At 71.5% G+C, this 16329-nt stretch carries 17 protein-coding genes; 7 read left to right on the forward strand and 10 right to left on the reverse strand.

What is annotated here, in order from left to right:
* Positions 1 to 142: 142 nt before the first annotated feature.
* From AC4BGB_RS02455 to AC4BGB_RS02470, 4 genes are read right to left on the reverse strand one after another with little or no spacing between them, the layout of a single operon-like run.
* Positions 143 to 1309 (reverse strand): acetyl-CoA C-acetyltransferase, encoded by a 1167-nt coding sequence (locus AC4BGB_RS02455; RefSeq protein WP_490544405.1) that lies wholly within the window; start codon positions 1307 to 1309, stop codon positions 143 to 145.
* Positions 1302 to 1979, reverse strand: a complete 678-nt coding sequence (locus AC4BGB_RS02460) for a TetR/AcrR family transcriptional regulator (RefSeq protein WP_490544407.1) — start codon at positions 1977 to 1979, stop codon at positions 1302 to 1304. Before AC4BGB_RS02460 ends, AC4BGB_RS02455 begins: the two co-directional genes overlap by 8 nt.
* Complete coding sequence (locus tag AC4BGB_RS02465; protein WP_490544408.1) at positions 1976 to 2779, reverse strand: SDR family oxidoreductase; 804 nt, start codon at positions 2777 to 2779, stop codon at positions 1976 to 1978. The genes AC4BGB_RS02460 and AC4BGB_RS02465 overlap by 4 nt, the downstream gene beginning before the upstream one ends.
* Positions 2776 to 3957: an acyl-CoA dehydrogenase family protein gene (locus AC4BGB_RS02470; RefSeq protein ID WP_490544410.1), complete on the reverse strand. Its 1182-nt coding sequence runs from the start codon at positions 3955 to 3957 to the stop codon at positions 2776 to 2778. Before AC4BGB_RS02470 ends, AC4BGB_RS02465 begins: the two co-directional genes overlap by 4 nt.
* 52 nt (positions 3958 to 4009) lie before the next feature.
* Between AC4BGB_RS02470 and AC4BGB_RS02475 the strand changes: the two genes are divergently transcribed.
* From AC4BGB_RS02475 to AC4BGB_RS02505, 7 genes are all read left to right on the forward strand, one after another.
* Positions 4010 to 5602, forward strand: a complete 1593-nt coding sequence (locus tag AC4BGB_RS02475; RefSeq protein WP_490544411.1) for a FadD3 family acyl-CoA ligase — start codon at positions 4010 to 4012, stop codon at positions 5600 to 5602.
* Positions 5599 to 6768 (forward strand): acyl-CoA dehydrogenase family protein, encoded by a 1170-nt coding sequence (locus tag AC4BGB_RS02480; RefSeq protein WP_490544413.1) that lies wholly within the window; start codon positions 5599 to 5601, stop codon positions 6766 to 6768. Before AC4BGB_RS02475 ends, AC4BGB_RS02480 begins: the two co-directional genes overlap by 4 nt.
* Complete coding sequence (locus AC4BGB_RS02485; RefSeq protein WP_490544415.1) at positions 6768 to 7820, forward strand: acyl-CoA dehydrogenase family protein; 1053 nt, start codon at positions 6768 to 6770, stop codon at positions 7818 to 7820. The genes AC4BGB_RS02480 and AC4BGB_RS02485 overlap by 1 nt, the downstream gene beginning before the upstream one ends.
* A complete protein-coding gene (locus tag AC4BGB_RS02490) occupies positions 7820 to 8818 on the forward strand; it encodes an acyl-CoA dehydrogenase family protein (protein ID WP_490544417.1) in 999 nt (332 codons plus the stop codon). Before AC4BGB_RS02485 ends, AC4BGB_RS02490 begins: the two co-directional genes overlap by 1 nt.
* Before the next feature lie 32 nt (positions 8819 to 8850).
* The gene (locus AC4BGB_RS02495) at positions 8851 to 10083 is read left to right on the forward strand and encodes a serine hydrolase domain-containing protein (protein ID WP_490544419.1); all 1233 of its coding nucleotides are present in this window, start codon (positions 8851 to 8853) and stop codon (positions 10081 to 10083) included.
* Positions 10084 to 10153: 70 nt separating this feature from the next.
* Positions 10154 to 11215: an HpcH/HpaI aldolase/citrate lyase family protein gene (locus AC4BGB_RS02500; protein ID WP_490544420.1), complete on the forward strand. Its 1062-nt coding sequence runs from the start codon at positions 10154 to 10156 to the stop codon at positions 11213 to 11215.
* Positions 11215 to 12090, forward strand: a complete 876-nt coding sequence (locus AC4BGB_RS02505; protein WP_490544422.1) for an HpcH/HpaI aldolase/citrate lyase family protein — start codon at positions 11215 to 11217, stop codon at positions 12088 to 12090. Before AC4BGB_RS02500 ends, AC4BGB_RS02505 begins: the two co-directional genes overlap by 1 nt.
* A 34-nt stretch (positions 12091 to 12124) precedes the next feature.
* Here AC4BGB_RS02505 and AC4BGB_RS02510 read toward each other — a convergent pair whose 3' ends face one another.
* From AC4BGB_RS02510 to hsaD, 6 genes are all read right to left on the reverse strand, one after another.
* Positions 12125 to 12337: a hypothetical protein gene (locus tag AC4BGB_RS02510; RefSeq protein WP_490544424.1), complete on the reverse strand. Its 213-nt coding sequence runs from the start codon at positions 12335 to 12337 to the stop codon at positions 12125 to 12127.
* Between the two features lie 68 nt (positions 12338 to 12405).
* Positions 12406 to 13299 (reverse strand): type IV toxin-antitoxin system AbiEi family antitoxin domain-containing protein, encoded by an 894-nt coding sequence (locus tag AC4BGB_RS02515; protein ID WP_490544426.1) that lies wholly within the window; start codon positions 13297 to 13299, stop codon positions 12406 to 12408.
* A 63-nt stretch (positions 13300 to 13362) separates the two neighbouring features.
* Positions 13363 to 13794 carry a TetR/AcrR family transcriptional regulator gene (locus tag AC4BGB_RS02520; RefSeq protein ID WP_490544428.1) on the reverse strand — a complete coding sequence of 144 codons (432 nt, stop codon included), beginning with the start codon at positions 13792 to 13794 and terminating at the stop codon, positions 13363 to 13365.
* A gap of 21 nt (positions 13795 to 13815) precedes the next feature.
* Positions 13816 to 14505 (reverse strand): flavin reductase family protein, encoded by a 690-nt coding sequence (locus AC4BGB_RS02525; RefSeq protein ID WP_490544430.1) that lies wholly within the window; start codon positions 14503 to 14505, stop codon positions 13816 to 13818.
* A gap of 34 nt (positions 14506 to 14539) precedes the next feature.
* Positions 14540 to 15436 (reverse strand): iron-dependent extradiol dioxygenase HsaC, encoded by an 897-nt coding sequence (hsaC, locus tag AC4BGB_RS02530; RefSeq protein ID WP_490544432.1) that lies wholly within the window; start codon positions 15434 to 15436, stop codon positions 14540 to 14542.
* Positions 15433 to 16329: a 4,5:9,10-diseco-3-hydroxy-5,9,17-trioxoandrosta-1(10),2-diene-4-oate hydrolase gene (gene hsaD / locus AC4BGB_RS02535; RefSeq protein ID WP_490544434.1), complete on the reverse strand. Its 897-nt coding sequence runs from the start codon at positions 16327 to 16329 to the stop codon at positions 15433 to 15435. Before hsaD ends, hsaC begins: the two co-directional genes overlap by 4 nt.

A 16329-nucleotide genomic window follows, 5' to 3' on the forward strand; every position in this document is an offset into this window, starting at 1 on the left:
CTTCCCCACGGTGTCGGTGGCGTGGGGGACGGTTTCCCAGGTGATGAACCCGAACTGCCTCTTCACACACCTCACGCCGTGTGTGAAGAGGCAGATTCCCATGTTCACCTGGGAAACCGGCAGGCCGCACCCGCCCGAAACCTCAGCCCAGGCGCTCGATGATGGTCACGTTGGCCTGGCCACCGCCCTCGCACATGGTCTGCAGGCCGTAGCGGCCTCCGGTGCGCTCGAGCTCGTTGAGCAGCGTGGTCATCAAGCGGGTGCCGGTGGCGCCGATCGGGTGACCCAGGGCGATGCCGCCGCCGTTGACGTTCACCTTCTCCAGGGGTACGTCGAGCTCCCGCGACCAGGCGAGTACGACGGACGCGAACGCCTCGTTGCACTCGAACAGGTCGATGTCCGAGACCGAGAGGCCCGTCTTCTCCAGGGCGTGCCGGGTCGCACGGATCGGGCCGGTGAGCATCCACACCGGGTCGTCGCCGCGAACCGAGAGGTGGTGGATCCGCGCTCGCGGGGTGAGCCCGTGCTCCTCGACCGCACGAGCGGAGGCGATCAGCATCGCCGAGGAGGCGTCGCAGATCTGGGAGGCCACCGCAGCGGTGATCCGGCCGCCCTCGGCGAGCGGCTTGAGCCCGGCCATCTTCTCCAGCGAGGTCTCCCGCGGGCACTCGTCGGTCTCGAAGTCCCGTCCGTCGGCCAGGGTGACCGCGACGATCTCGTTCTTGAACCGGCCCTCGTCGATGGCGGTGCGTGCCCGGGTGTGCGAGGCGAGCGCGAACTCCTCCATCTCGGCCCGGCTGATGTCCCACTTCTCGGCGATCATCTCCGCGGAGCGGAACTGCGAGACCTCCTGGTCGCCGTACCGCGCCACCCAGCCGGGCGACTCGGCGAACGGCGTGGTGAAGCCGTACTGCTGGGCGACCAGCATCGCCGCCGAGATCGGGATCGCGGACATGTTCTGCAGTCCCCCGGCCACGACCAGGTCCTGGGTCCCGGACATCACCCCCTGCGCGGCGAAGTGCACCGCCTGCTGGGAGGAACCGCACTGGCGGTCGATCGTCACGCCGGGCACGTGGTCGGGCAGTCCGGCGACCAGCCAGGCCGTCCTGGCCACGTCGCCGGCCTGGGAGCCGATCGTGTCGCAGCACCCCATCACCACGTCGTCCACGGCTCCCGGGTCCACCCCGGTGCGCTCCACGAGCGCCGTGAGCACGTGCGCGCCGAGGTCGGCGGAGTGCATCGCGGCGAGGGACCCGCCGCGCTTGCCGACGGGGGTGCGGACGGCGTCGACGATGTAGGCCTCAGGCATGGGTGTCTCCGTTGTTCGATTCCGGGTTGTTCGATTCCGGCGTACGGGTGGCGATTCCGTCGAGCAGGATGTGCAGGTACTGGTCGGCGACCTGCCGCGGGGTCAGCTCTCCGCCGGGCCGGTACCACCGCACCGCCACCCACACGGTGTCGCGCAGGAACCGGTAGACCAGCTCCACGTCGAGGTCCGAGCGCAGCTCGCCGGACGCGACCCCCTCGGCGAGCAGCCCGGTCCACAGGTTGCGGAACCGGGTGTTGCGCTCCCCGAGGTAGGCGAACCGCTCGTAGGAGGCGAGGTGGGCCGCGTCGGTCTGGAAGATCGCGACCTCGCTGTGGTGCTGGTCGATCGCGTCGAACGAGGCCCGGACCACGGCCTCGAGCTTCTCGCGCGGGGTCCGGTCGGAGGCCTCGATGGCGTCGTAGGTCACCCACAGCTCGCGCTGGAAGGAGTCGAGCAGCTCGTCGACCATCGCCTCCTTGGAGTCGAAGTGGTGGTAGAGGCTGCCGGAGAGGATCCCCGCTGCGTCGGCGATGTCGCGCACAGTGGTGTTGTTGAACCCCCGCTCGGCGAAGAGCCTCGCCGCGATCGCGAGCAGCTCCTCACGCCGGGTCCTCCCCTGGCCGGCACTCGGCGCGTCAGCCACCGTGACCTCCTGGGGCGAGGCGATCATGCATGCTGGCTGCTCACCGAGACGACCTCACCGGTGAGGTACGACGAGTAGTCGCTGGCCAGGAACACCATCACGTTGGCGACCTCCCACGGCTCGGCCGCACGCCCGAACGCCTCGCGCTGCTTGAGCTCGTGCAGCAGGTCGTCGGAGGTGACCTTGGCCAGGAAGGGGTGCATCGCCAGGCTCGGCGAGACCGCGTTGACCCGGATGCCGTGCGGCGCCACGTCGAGCGCCGAGCAGCGGGTCAGCGCCATCACGCCGGCCTTGGCCGCCGCGTAGTGCGCCTGACCCTCCTGGGCCCGCCACCCGATCACCGACGCGTTGTTCACGATCACCCCACGCTTTCCGCTCTCCACCATCTTCCTCGACGCCGCGCGGATGCAGCGGAAGGTGCCGGTCAGGGTGATGTCGATGACCTTGCCCCACTGGTCGTCGGTCATCTCCAGGATGGAGGAGGTGCCGCCGAGACCGGCGTTGTTGATCATCACGTCGAGCCCGCCGAACTCGTCGGCGGCGTCGACCAGCGCCTGCACCTGCGCCTCGTCGGTGACGTCGCAGGCCAGCGAGCGGACCCGGTCCTCCCCGAACTCCCCGGCCAGCGACTCCTGCGCCTCGGCGAGACGACGCTCGTGGGTGTCGCCGATGATCACCGCGCGGGCACCCTCCTCCAGCACCCGGCGTACGACGGCCGCGCCGATCCCCGCGCCGGCCGCAGCCGTCACCACGATCACCTTGCCGCGGAGCAGGTCGTGCGGGGGGACGTAGTCGGGGGTGGGCTGTTCGGGCCTGGTGGCAGTCATCGGCTCTCCGTGGGTCGCTGTTCGCGTGGCAGGCCGAGCACCCGCTCGGCCAGGACGTTGCGCTGGATCTCGTCCGAGCCGCCGTAGATCGTGTCAGCCCGGGTGAACAGGTAGAGGCGCTGCCACTCGTCGAGGTCGTAGTCGGTTCCGGTCGAGAGCGAGTCGGCGCCGCGCACCTGCATCGCGAGGTCGCCCAGGTTGCGGTGCCAGCGCGCCCACAGCAGCTTGGCGACGCTGGCCTGCTGCGGCGCCTGGTCCTCCGAGAGCGTGCGCAGCGCGTTGAGCCGGATCACCTCGAGCTCCACCTGGGCCCGGGCGAGCCGGTCACGCAGCACGGGGTCCTCGAGGCTCCCGTTGGCGCGCGCCAGGTCGAGCACCGCGTCGAGCTCACGCTGGAAGCCGACCTGCTGACCCAGGGTGGAGACGCCGCGCTCGAACCCCAGGGTGGCCATCGCGACCTGCCAGCCGTTGCCCTCGCCGCCGACGACCAGGTCGGCGTCGGTGCGGGCGCCGGAGAAGAACACCTCGTTGAACTCCGACGTCCCGGTCAGCTGGACGATCGGCCGCACCTCGACACCCTCCTGGTCCATCGGCACCAGCAGGTAGGACAGCCCGCGGTGCCGCGTGGACCCGGGCTCGGTCCGCGCGATCACGAAGCACCAGTCGGACTGGTGCGCCAGCGAGGTCCACACCTTCTGCCCGTCGATGACCCACTGGTCACCCTCGACCTTCGCCCGCGTCGACACCGCTGACAGGTCCGACCCGGCCCCGGGCTCGGAGTACCCCTGGCACCAGAACTCCTCGACAGCCCGGATCCTCGGCAGGAACCGGTCCTTCTGCTCCTGCGTCCCGAACGCGATCAGCGTGGGCCCGAGCAGCTCCTCACCGAGGTGGTTGACGCGTGCCGGCGCGTTGGCGCGGGCGTACTCCTCGTGGAAGATCACCTGCTGGAAGAGCGGCAGCCCGCGGCCGCCGTACTCCTGCGGCCAGCCGATGCAGGTCCACCCGTGCGCGGCGAGGTGGCGGTCCCAGGCGACGCGCTCCGCGTGGGCCTCGTGCTCGCGCCCCGGCCCACCCTTGCCGCGCAGGTCGGCGAACTCGCCGACGAGGTGCTCGGCGAGCCAGGAGCGGACCTCGGCGCGGAACGCCTCGTCCTCCGGGCCGTAGGTGAGATCCATGTCGGTAAGGTAGCCTACCAAGCACTTGTTTGGTTAGTCCCGAGGAGCCCCGATGCCGTCGTCCACCAGCATGCCCCGGGACACGCTGCCCGCCGTGCTGCGCGCGGCAGCCGAGCGCTTCGGCGATCACCCGGCGTACGTCGAGGGCGACCGCACCCTGAGCTTCACCGACCTGCTCGCCCGCGTCCGGACCACCGCGCGCGGCTATGCCGCGCTGGGTCTCGAACCCGGTGGACGCGTCGTGCTCTGGGCACCGAACAGCATCGACTGGGTGGTCGCCGCCCTCGCGGTCTCGTACGCCGGCGGCACCCTCGTCCCCGCCAACAGCCGCTACACCGGGCACGAGGTGGCCGAGATCGTCGACCGCACGCACGCGGTGCTCGTCGTGGTCGACGACGGCTTCCTCGGACGGACCCAGATCGCCGACCTGCGCGCCGCCAGCGACCTGCCCACGGTGGCCGAGATCATCGACCTCGCGAACCTCGACTGGGTCGGCGGGCTGGGCGAGGACGCCAGCAGCGAGGACGTCGAGGCCAGGGCGGACGCCGTCACCCCCGACGACGTCGCCGACATCCTGTTCACCTCGGGCACCACGGGCCGGCCGAAGGGCGCGATGTCGGCGCACCGGCAGACCGTCGGCGTCGCCCGCACCTGGGGGGAGCTCGGCGGCGTCACCTCCGAGGACCACTACCTGGTGGTCAACCCGTTCTTCCACTCCTTCGGCTACAAGGCCGGCATCGTCGTCGGGCTCACCACCGGGGCAACGCTCCACCCGGTCGCCACCTTCGACCTCGACCGCACGATGCAGCAGATCCAGGACTCCCGGATCAGCGTGCTTCCCGGTGCACCGACCATCTACCAGTCGCTGCTCGACGCCCCGAACCGAGCCGACTACGACCTGTCCTCCCTGCGCCTGGCGGTCACGGGCGCCGCGGTGGTGCCGGTCGTGCTGATCGAGCGGATGCGCGCACCCGCCCCCGAGGGATTGGGGATCGACGAGGTGGTGACGGCGTTCGGGATGACCGAGGCCGTGGTCGCCACGATGTGCCGGCAGGGAGATCCCGCCGAGCTGGTCGCGACGACGTGCGGCCGCGCCGTCCCCGGCATGGAGACCCGCATCGCCGCACCCTCCGACCGGGGCGAGGGGGAGCTGCTGCTGCGCGGCGAGTTCGTGATGCTCGGCTACCTCGACGACCCCGAGGCCACCCGGCAGGCGATCGACGAGGACGGCTGGCTGCACACCGGCGACGTCGGCACGCTCGACGCCCAGGGCAACCTCACGGTCACCGACCGCCTCAAGGACATGTACATCTGCGGCGGCTTCAACGTCTATCCCGCCGAGGTGGAGCAGGCACTGATGCGCATGGAGGGGATCAGCGACGTGGCCGTCGTCGGCGTACCCGATCACCGGATGGGCGAGGTCGGCAAGGCGTACGTCGTCACCGCCGCCGGGGCCGGGGCCGGTTCCGGGATCACGCCCGAGGACGTGCTCGCGTTCGCCCGCGAGCGCCTGGCCAACTTCAAGGTCCCGCGCGAGGTGGAGCTGATCGACGCGCTCCCGCGCAACCTCGGTGGCAAGGTACTCAAGACCCAGCTCCGACCGAGGACCCCCGAGCCTCCCGATCCCGAAGGACCCCGCCTGTGAACCTCGAGCTGTCCGAGTCCGAGCTGGCCTTCCAGTCCGAGGCACGCCAGTGGCTGGCCGCCAACGTGCCCGCTGAGCCGTTGCCGTCGATGGACACCGCCGAGGGGTTCCGCGCCCACCAGGAGTGGGAGGCCCGGCTCGCCGAGGCCCGGTGGGCGGTGGTCAGCTGGCCCGAGAAGTACCACGGCCGCGGCGCCTCGCTGGTGGAGTGGGTGATCTTCGAGGAGGAGTACTACCGCGCCGGCGCACCCGGACGGGTCAGCCAGAACGGGATCTTCCTGCTCTCCCCGACGATCTTCGAGAACGGCACCTCCGAGCAGCAGGACCGGTGGCTCCCGTCGATGGCCACCGGTGAGCAGATCTGGGCGCAGGCCTGGTCCGAGCCGGAGGCGGGCTCCGATCTCGCGTCGCTGCGTTCGCGGGCCGAGCGCGACGACGAGCGCGGCGGGTGGGTGCTGAACGGGCAGAAGACCTGGTCCTCGCGTGCGTCGTACGCCCACTGGGGCTTCGGGCTGTTCCGCAGCGACCCGGACTCGCAGCGCCACCACGGCCTGACCTACTTCTGCTTCCCGCTGGACGCCGAGGGCATCACAGTCCGACCGATCGCCCAGCTCGACGGCGAGCCCGGGTTCGCGGAGCTCTTCCTCGACGACGTGTTCGTCCCGGACGCCGACGTCCTCGGCGAGCCCGGAGCCGGCTGGGCGGTGGCGATGAGCACGGCGGGCAACGAGCGCGGGCTCTCGCTGCGTTCCCCCGGCCGGTTCTGCGCCGCCGCGGACCGGCTGGTCGACCTGTGGCACCGCCAGGGAGCACCGGTGGAGCACCGCGACCGCGTAGTCGACGCCTGGCTCGCCGCGGAGGCCTACCGCCTCTACACGTGGGGGACGGTCAGCAGGCTGGCCACCGGCGGGCAGATCGGCTACGCGGGCTCGGTCAACAAGGTCTTCTGGTCCGACCTCGACGTCGCCCTGCACGAGACCGCGCTCGACCTCGTCGGTCCCACCTCGGAGCTGCGCGAGGGACCCGACTCCTCCTGGATCGACGGCTACCTGTTCTCCCTGTCGGGACCGATCTACGCCGGCACCAACGAGGTGCAGCGCAACGTGATCGCCGAGCGCATCCTCGGCCTGCCCAGAGAACCGCGCGGCGAATCGAAGGGATCCTGATGGACTTCCGCCTCACCCCCGAGCAGACCGGCTTCGCCCAGTCGCTCGCCGAGCTGATGACCAAGGCCGACTCGGTCTCGGCCGCCCGGTCCTGGGCCGCCGGGGACTCCGAGCCCGGCCTGGCACTGTGGCGCCGCCTCTCCGAGCAGGGGATCAACGCCCTCCTGGTGAGCGAGGAGGACGGCGGCATGGGCGGCACCGCCGTCGACCTCGTGGTCGCGTTCGAGGTCCTCGGCCACCAGCTCGCCGTCGGCCCCTGGATCGAGTCGGCCGCCTACCTCACCGGGGCCCTGGAGGGTGCGGAGCTCGCCGCGGTCGCGGAGGGCGCACTCGCCACCCTCGCCCTGCCGCCGCACGTGCCGCTCGCGCTCGACGCCGACGTGGCGCAGGCCGTCTACGTCCCCGGCGACGCGGGCCTGCAACGGCTCGAGGACCTCCCCTCCCCCGACGCCGTGCTGCACTCGGTCGACACAACCCGCAGGCTCTTCGACATCACCGGCGGTCGAGCAGCGAGCGAAGCCTTGCGTCGAGCAGCGAGCGTCAGCGAGCGGACAGTCGAGACGAGCGACCAGTCGAGACCCCCCGCAGCGGTCAACCAGCCGGCCTTCGACCGCGCCGCCCTAGCGGCCGCCGCCGAGCTCCTCGGCTGCGGTGAGCGCCTGCTCGCCGACTCGGTGGACTACGTCAAGGTGCGCAAGCAGTACGGCCGCACCATCGGTTCCTACCAGGCGATCAAGCACTCGCTGGCCGACGTGCGGATCGCCCTCGACTTCGCCCGGCCGCTGGTGCACGGCGCCGCCCTGTCGGTCGCCGAGGGCTCCCCCACGGCTGGTCGAGACGTGTCCGGGGCGAAGGTCGCGGCCGGGGACGCGGCGTACCTCGCCTCCCGCGTCGCCCTCCAGGTGCACGGCGCGATCGGCTACACCGCGGAGTTCGACCTCGGGCTGTGGATCAACCGGGTGCGCGCCCTCGTGGGCGCCTGGGGCAGCCATTCGCACCACCGCTCCCGGATCGCCGATTCGCTGGTCCCGGCCGATGCGGCGGGTGCCTGATGCACTTCGCCCGGACCGAGGAGCAGGAGGAGCTCGCGGCGATCGTCCGCTCGCTGCTCGACAAGCGCAGCGACAGTGCCGCGGTGCGTGCCGCCATCGAGTCGGAGACCGGGTACGACGAGTCGCTGTGGCAGGCGCTGTGCGAACAGGTCGGCGTGGCCGCCCTCCCGGTGCCCGAGGACCACGACGGCTTCGGGGCCTCGCTGGTCGAGACCGGGCTCGTCCTCGAGGAGCTCGGCCACAACCTCGCGCCCAGTCCCCTGCTCGCAACCGCGATCGCGACCGCTGCCGTGATCCTGTACGCCGAGCCCGGCAAGCAGGCCGAGCTGCTGCCGCGGATCGCCGCCGGCGAGATCGCCACCGTGGCGCTCGACGACCTCGTCCTCGACGCCCCCGCAGCCACCATCCTGCTCCGGGTCGCCGAGGGCCGGCTGGAGCTGGTCACGGGTCCCGACGTGGAGCCCGTGCCGGCGCTGGACCAGAGCATGCGGTTCGGACGCGTTGCCGGGACCGAGGTGGAGCCGCTGGGGACGGTGGCCGACGACCGCCCGCTGCGCGACGTCGCCGCGGCGCTCACCTCGGCCCTCCAGGTCGGCGCCGGGCAGCGTGGCCTCGACCTGACCGTGGCCTACAGCCTCGAGCGGGTGCAGTTCGGCCGCCCGATCGGCTCGTTCCAGGCGCTCAAGCACCGGATGGCCGACATGCTCGTGCTCGTCGAGGCGTCCCGCTCGGCCTCCTGGGGCGCGACGGCTGCCGCGGCGGCGTACCTCAGTGACCCGACGGAGGCCAACGCGGAGATCCTGCGCCGCCGCGCGGCCGTGGCCCGCTCCTACTGCTCGGACGCGTTGGACCACGTCGCGGCCGAGACGGTGCAGCTGCACGGCGGCATCGCGATCACCTGGGAGCACGACGCGCAGCTGGTGTTCAAACGAGCCCACGCGCTGAGCCACCTCTGGGAGGCTGCCCACGTGGCGAGAGCGGGCCTGCTCACCCCGTGACGAGGGCGCCTGCTGCTGGTTAGTGTCGGTGGATGGAGGCGACCACCGCTCAGCAGCTCCTCGACGAGACCCTCACCCGGTACGGCGTCCCCGGCGCCCAGATCGGCCTGCTGCGCGGGTCCGAGCGCGTCGTGGTGTGCGCCGGCTCCCGAGTGGCCGGGACCGACGACCCCGTCGTGCCCGAGACCGCGTTCCACGCAGGCTCCCTCACCAAGGCCCTGGTCGGACTGATCGTGATCGACGCAGCCGGTCGCGGGGCGCTGAACCTCGACGTCCCCTGCTCGGGCCAGGCCGACGGGCTGTGGGAGGAGACCCCGCGCTCGCTGCTCTCCCAGACCAGCGGCCGGCCCAACGTGCTCCCCACTGCCCACGAGGACCTCGCTGAGTTCGTCGCGAGCACCGCCAGCCTGCCGCTGCTCCATGCCCCGGGCAGGTTCTCCTACTGCAACGCCGGCTGGTGCGCGCTCGACCTGCTGCTGCAGCGCACGACCGGGAGGTCCTTCGAGGAGCTGGCACAGGCCGCGCTCGGCCCCACCACCACGTTCGGGATGCCGGAGGGGGCGGCGGGCGGCCACGTGCTGCGGCCCGGTGAGCAACCCGTCGCGACGCGCGACAACTACGCGACCGCCGCCTCGGCGGCCGGCTCCCGCTGGTGGGCCACCGCCGACCAGCTCCTCGACTTCATGGCGCTCAACCTCCACGGCGGGGACGGGATCTTCGCCGATGCCGACGTGCGGGGTGTCCGGGCCACGACTGCCCGGCTGCCGGGCGCGACCGCCTTCGACTCCTGGGGCCTCGGCTGGGCGCTGTGGGACCGCGGTGACCACCAGGCCTTCGGGTGGGCCGGGATGACCGGCGGGCACCGCGCGTTCGCCCGGGCGTTCCCCGAGCAGGACGCCGCCCTGGTCGTGCTGGCCAACGGCGCCGGGCCGCTGACCGGCCCGCCCGGCGGCAGCGCTCTGTTCGACGCGATCCTGCCGCAGCTGCTCGAGCTCCTCGAGGTGCCCGCCCTGCCCGCGCCGCAGTACGGCGAGGCCACCGCCCTCGACCAGCTGGCCGGCCGGTACGGCGGGGCCACGGTGGAGGCCTCCGGGCCTGACACGGTCAAGCTGCAGGCCGAGTCCTTCGGGATCGCGGAGCCGGTGACCTACGAACGCCTGGGCGGTGACACCTTCGACGTCGCCGGAAACGCCCCCGGGTCGATGCCGGTCGCCTTCGACGACGACCTGCTCTACCTGGGCCCGTTCGCCCTCCCGCGCAGCTGACGCTGCCCTTGGCGTCCGCGGGTGGCATCCGTCATACCGGCTCCCGAACCGCGCTGCTAGCGTCCGGTCCATGCGCTCTGCCAAGGACTTCTTCGCCCCACTCGCCGTCGGTGCACCCACCCCGCTGCGCGAGATCCCCGCTCGCCCCAGCCGGGCGATCCACTTCTTCGACCCGAGCAACGCCAAGATGGCCAGCAAGATCCCCGACATGGTCGGCAAGGTCGACGTGCTCCTGGGCAACCTCGAGGACGCCATCAAGGCCGACAACAAGCTGGCCGCCCGTGAGGGCCTGGTCAGGATCGCCAAGGACACCGACTTCGGTCCCACCCAGCTGTGGACCCGGGTCAACGCACTCGACTCGCCGTGGGGCCTCGACGACCTGACCACGCTGGTCTCCGAGATCGGCGACAAGCTCGACGTGATCATGGTTCCGAAGGTGCAGGGCGCCGAGGACATCCACTACGTCGACCGGCTGCTCGCCCAGCTCGAGGCCAAGGCCGGGCTGGACAAGCCGATCCTGGTGCACGCGATCCTCGAGACCGCACGCGGCATGGTCAACATCGAGGAGATCTGCGGCGCCTCCCCCCGGATGCAGGGCCTCTCCCTGGGCCCGGCCGACCTGGCCGCCGACCGCCGGATGAAGACGACGCGCGTGGGTGGCGGCCACCCGGGCTACCTGGTGCGCCAGGACCCGACCGACGGCGACATCGACGGGCCGCGGACGACGTACCAGCAGGACCTGTGGCACTACACGATCGCCCGGATGGTCGACGCGTGCGCGATGCACGGGATCTACCCCTACTACGGCCCGTTCGGCGACATCACCGACGTGGTCGCCTGCGAGGACCAGTTCCGCAACGCCTTCCTGCTCGGCTGCGTCGGCACGTGGTCGCTGCACCCCAAGCAGATCGCGATCGCCAACAAGGTGTTCAGCCCCTCGCCGGAAGACGTCGCCCACGCCCGGCGCGTCGTGGACGCGATGGGTGACGGCACCGGCGCGGTGATGCTCGACGGCAAGATGGAGGACGACGCCTCGCTCAAGCAGTGCCTGGTGATGGTGGAGCTGGCCGAGCAGCTGGCCGCGATCGACCCTGAGCTGAAGAAGCAGTACGACGCGATCGAGGCCTCCTGATGAGCGCCGAGGCGTTCCGTCCCCGCCGCTCCGTGCTCTACATGCCCTCCTCGAACGAGCGGGCGCTGGAGAAGGCGAAGTCGATCGCGTGCGACGGGCTGATCCTCGACCTCGAGGACGCGGTGGCACCTGACGCCAAGCCGGCCGCCCGTGAGGCCGCCTGCGCTGCCGCCACCTCGGGCGAGTACGGCGAGCGCGAGCTGGTCATCCGGATCAACGGCGCCGACACCGAGTGGCACAGCGACGACATGGCCGCCGCCTGCGCTGCGGGTCCCGACGCGATCCTGGTCCCGAAGGTGAACTCGGCCGACGCCGTGCTGCAGCTGGTCGAGTCGATGGCCGCCCACGACGCGCCGGAGCACACCAAGCTGTGGGCGATGGTGGAGACGCCGTACGCCATGCTGCACGCGGAGGAGATCGCCTCCGCCTCCGACCGGCTCACCGTGCTGGTGATGGGCACCAACGACCTCGCCAAGGAGCTGTACGCCGAGCACGTGCCCGGCCGCCAGCCGCTGCTCACCGGTCTCTCCCTCGCGCTGCTCGCGGCGCGGGCGACCGGCAAGGCGATCATCGACGGCGTCTACAACAACGTGAAGGACACCGAAGGGTTCCTCGCCGAGTGCCAGCAGGGCCGCGAGATGGGCTTCGACGGCAAGACCCTGATCCACCCCGGCCAGGTCGAGGGCGCCAACGAGGCCTTCGCTCCCTCCGAGAAGGCCGTCGAGGAGGCCCGCGGCATCCTGCAGGCCTGGGAGGACGGCAAGGGCTCGGGCGTGGTCACCTACAACGGCCGGATGGTGGAGAGCCTCCACGTCGAGTCCGCCCAGCGGACGCTGACCATGCACGACGCGATCACGGCCCTCCAGCAGGGCTGAGCCTCGCAGCGCTGTCCCGGCTCAGCGGGCCGGCTCAGCTGGTGCCTGTCGTGCCCGACCCCGGCGCGTCCGCGTTGCGCGGGCAGTCGGGGTTGGGGCAGAAGTCGACCGCGGCCATCTCACCGGGCCGCAGCTCCGGTCGGTCAGCCTTCTCGGTGTCGAAGTCGATCACCGCGTGCTGGAGCTCGGTGCCGCACTCGGGGCAGGTCGTCGGCCAGGTCGTCTCGTCCACTGTCGGTTCGTCCACCCACTCACCCTAGCCACGAGCGAGGCGTACTCCCGGCACGGACCTGAGGCCACCCGCCCGGCCGAGGCTCACCCCGACTGTGCCAGCAGCTGTTGGTGGAACTCCCGCTCGAGGTGGTGGGCCCACAGGGCGGGGTCGGTGCCCAGCACCCGCTCCGGCGTGAGTACGACGATCCGCCACCCGGCGCCCTGGAGGGCGACCAGCTCGGCCGCGGAGACCTGACCGAGCAGCACGGCCCCGAACTGTCGCTGGGGCACGGCCAGGCTGAGCCGGACCAGCCGGCCGGAGACGCACACCGGCAACCCCGGGGTCGCGGTCGGCAGACGCGCCTCGTGCCAGCGCAGCCGCAGCGCCGACTCCGCCAGGCTCAGGGAGCGGGGATCGACCTGCACGGCGAGGCGGCGCAGCTGGCCGACGCCGTGGTGGCCGGCCATCCGTGAGGTCTCGGCCAGCAGCTGGGCGAGCGTGAACCCGCCGTCGGCCAGCAGCCGGTCCATCGCACCCAGCGCCAGGTCCGGGGCCAGCGAGCGTCCCAGGTCCAGGGCCGTGCGCAGCGGGGTGGTCAGGCGCAGCTCACCGAGGTGCTGGACATCGCGGCCGAGGAGCTCGCGGGTGCCGAGCGCGGACCGCCCGGACCCGCCCGGGTGCACCGCCTCGACACCACGCACCTCCTCGGTGCCGGGTCGGCTCACGTCGACGCCGTGGATCCACGCAGCGGTCCGGTCCACGGCCACGGCCCGTCGTCCGATCGCGAGTGCGACCGCCGCGGCACGCATCGCGGTCGAGTCCTCGGTCGTGCTCGCGGCGTACACCCCACGCAGCACTCGCCGGACCGTGCCCTCACGCACCATCCGGTCCAGCGCGGAGCGGGAGACGCCGCGGGCACGTGCGGTCGCGGGGGTGAACGGCCGGTCCAGCGGCAGCAGCGGGTGGAGCGGGGTCAGCGGCAGCGTCTGGTCCATCCCGACAGGGTTGTCCCGCGGCGCGGATCCGTCGAACGGCAATCCACAGGCTCGCCGGTCGTCTCACCAGGGAAGCGGGACGAGCTCCCTCGAGTGGCAGCTGCACGCCGCGACGGCCTGCGGCCCGGGCTGCTGCCCGCTCGCACCCGAGAGGGTCTGGCGCAGGGAGGGCGCGAGCATGGGGACCAGCTCGTCGATCTCGACGGAGGCGATCGGCTCGACCTCGAGCACGTAGCGCATCATCGCCACGCCGATCAGCTGCGAGGCGACCAGCTCGAGCCGGACCGCGGAGGTGTCCATCCCGGTCGCGCGGGCCACCGGGCTGAGCACCATCCGGTTGACCAGCGCGTAGAGCCGCTTCCCGGCGCGTGAGTCGCTGACGCTCCCGCGCACCAGCGCGAGCACACGGCGTTGGGTGCGTGGGCTCTCGCACAGCGAGAAGAAGCCGCGCAGCAGCCGCTCGACGTAGTCCTCGGACACGCTCGTGGCGCTCATGGAGCCCACCGTGCCAGAGAACTACTCGGGTCGGGTGTAGGCGCCGCGGTGGAACAGCAGCGGAGTCCCGGCCGGCTCGGCCTCGGGTCGGCCGTCTCCCATGTCGAGCTCCTGCACGCGTCCGACGACGATGTAGTGGTCGCCGGCCTCGTGCACGCGGTCGATCACGCAGTCGACGTACCCCAGCACCCCGTCGATCAGCGGCGCACCCGTGGAGGCCGGCTTCCAGCCGACCCCGTGGAACTTCTCCGCCCCCTTGGTGGCCATGCCGTTGGAGATGTGCTGCTGGTCCGCGGCGAGGAAGTTGACGCAGAAGAACCCTGCTTGGCGCATCAGCGGCCAGGCGCGCGAGGTCTTCGCCGGGCAGAACATCACCAGCGGCGGGTCCAGGGAGACGCTGGAGAACGACTGGCAGGTCATCCCCACGGGCTCGTCGCCCGACATCGAGGTGACCACGGTGACGCCGGTCGCGAACATGCCGAGCACGTCGCGGAACCGGCGCGCCTCCTCGGCCGCCGCCGGGTCGTCGACCGGGATCGGGGTGTGCTCGCCGAGCCGCAGCTCGAAGTCGAACCCGGTGCCGAGGAAGGAGTCGATCAGCTCCCGGCTGGGCCAGGTCTCGCGTGCGTCCTGGCGGATCCCCTCGGGAACGTCGGAGGAAGGCCTCGAAGCCGGCCCGGAAGAGGACTCGGAAGGCCCTGAGGAAGACATGGAAACAGTCATATCAGTCCTGCCCGAACGGGTTTCACGCGCCGCCGAAGACGTGGCCCCAGTAGGAGACCGCGGTGCTCTCCCGGGCCACCCAGCGGGCGTCGTCCACGGTGAGGCCCTCGGTGCCGAACTCCACGTCGAACCCGCCCGGCGACTTCACGTAGAAGGACACCATCTGGTCGTTCATGTGCCGGCCGAGCGTCGCGGAGAGCGGCGCCTTGTGCTTGCGCACCCGCTCCAGGGCACGGCCCACGTCGTCGAGCTTGTCGACCTCGAGCATGATGTGGACGCACTTGCTGGGGTTCGGCATCGGGAGGAACGCCAGGCTGTGGTGCCGGGGGTTGACCCCGAGGAAACGCAGCCACACCTTGGAGCCGGGCTCCTTGCCGACGAACTCCCCCGGCATGCTCATCGAGTCGCGCAGCCGGAAGCCGAGCACGTCGGTGTAGAACCGCAGCGCCTCGACGTCGTCGGTGACCGGGATGACCACGTGGCCCATCCCCTGGTCGCCGGTGACGAAGCGTGCGGCGTACGGCGTGACGAGCGGATGCGACTCGTAGGTGATCCCGTGGAAGAGCTCGAAGACGTTCTCGAACGGGTCGCTGAACCGGATCAGCTCCTGGACCCTGCGCTCGGCGAGCTCCTCGGTGGTGCCCTCCTCGAAGGCGATGCCCTCTTTGGCGAGGTGCTCGCGGGCCTGCTGCAGCGCGGCGTGGTCGGCGAGCTCCCAGCCGATGCAGGAGAGCTGGTCGACCTCGGCGGGGAAGACGACGAGCCGCGCGGAGACCTCGTCGATGCGGTAGTAGAGGTTGTCCGGGTCGGGCCCGCGGCCCTCGGCCAGGCCGAGCACCTTGCCGGCGAAGAGCCGCCACTGGTCGAGGTCGGTGCTGGCGACCCGGGCGTAGCCCATGCTGCGGATGTCGATGGTCATGCGCCCACCTCGGCTTTCGGGACCCTCTCCACGTGACGGTTCAGGAAGTTGGTGGCCACCTCGCGGAACTCGTCCGCTGCCTCGATCTGCGCCCAGTGCCCACAGTTGGGGAACACGTGCAGCGAGGCCTTGGGGATCAGCTTGAGGGCGACCATGGCGCCGTCGAGGGGGTTCACCCGGTCCTCGCGGCCCCAGGTGAGCAGCGTGTGCTGGCGCAGCCGGTGCGCCTCGCGCCAGAGCATCCCGTCCTCGAAGGTGTCGGGCTTCCAGAACGAGGACCCCATCGAGATCATCGCCTCCTGGGCACCCGGCGCGGTGGCGTCGGCGTACCGCTCCTCGACGAGCTCGTCGGTGACGAGGTCCTGGTTGACCACCATCGTGGAGATGAACGCGCGCAGCGCCTCGCGGCTGGGGTTGGCCGAGAACTCCATCAGCCGCTTGACGCCCTCGGTGGGGTCGGCGTGGAAGATGTTGAGCGAGGCACCGCCGGGGCCCATCAGGATCAGCCGGCCCACCCGCTTGGGATGGGTCAGGGCCAGGCGCATCGCCGTACCACCGCCGAGGCTGTTGCCCAGCAGGTGGATCCGCTCGATGCCGAGCTCGTCGAGCAGCTGTACGACGTGGTCGGCGGCGAAGCGGTAGTAGTTGCCCTCGACAGGCGGCTTGTCGGAGCCGCCGAAGCCCGGCTGGTCGATCATCAGCGTGTGGAAGCTCTGCGCGAAGCCCGGCAGCGCCGAGCCGAAGTTGCTCCATGCGGAGGCTCCGGGGCCGCCGCCGTGCAGCATCACCAGCGGCAGCCTGCCGGTGGCGGGCTCCCCTGCCTCGTAGTAGTTCAGCGTCAGGTCGCCCGCCTTGCCGGAGCGGCGGGTCGCCTCCTTGGAGAAGTCGGTCAC

Source organism: Nocardioides sp. Z30_9, assembly GCF_058215735.1.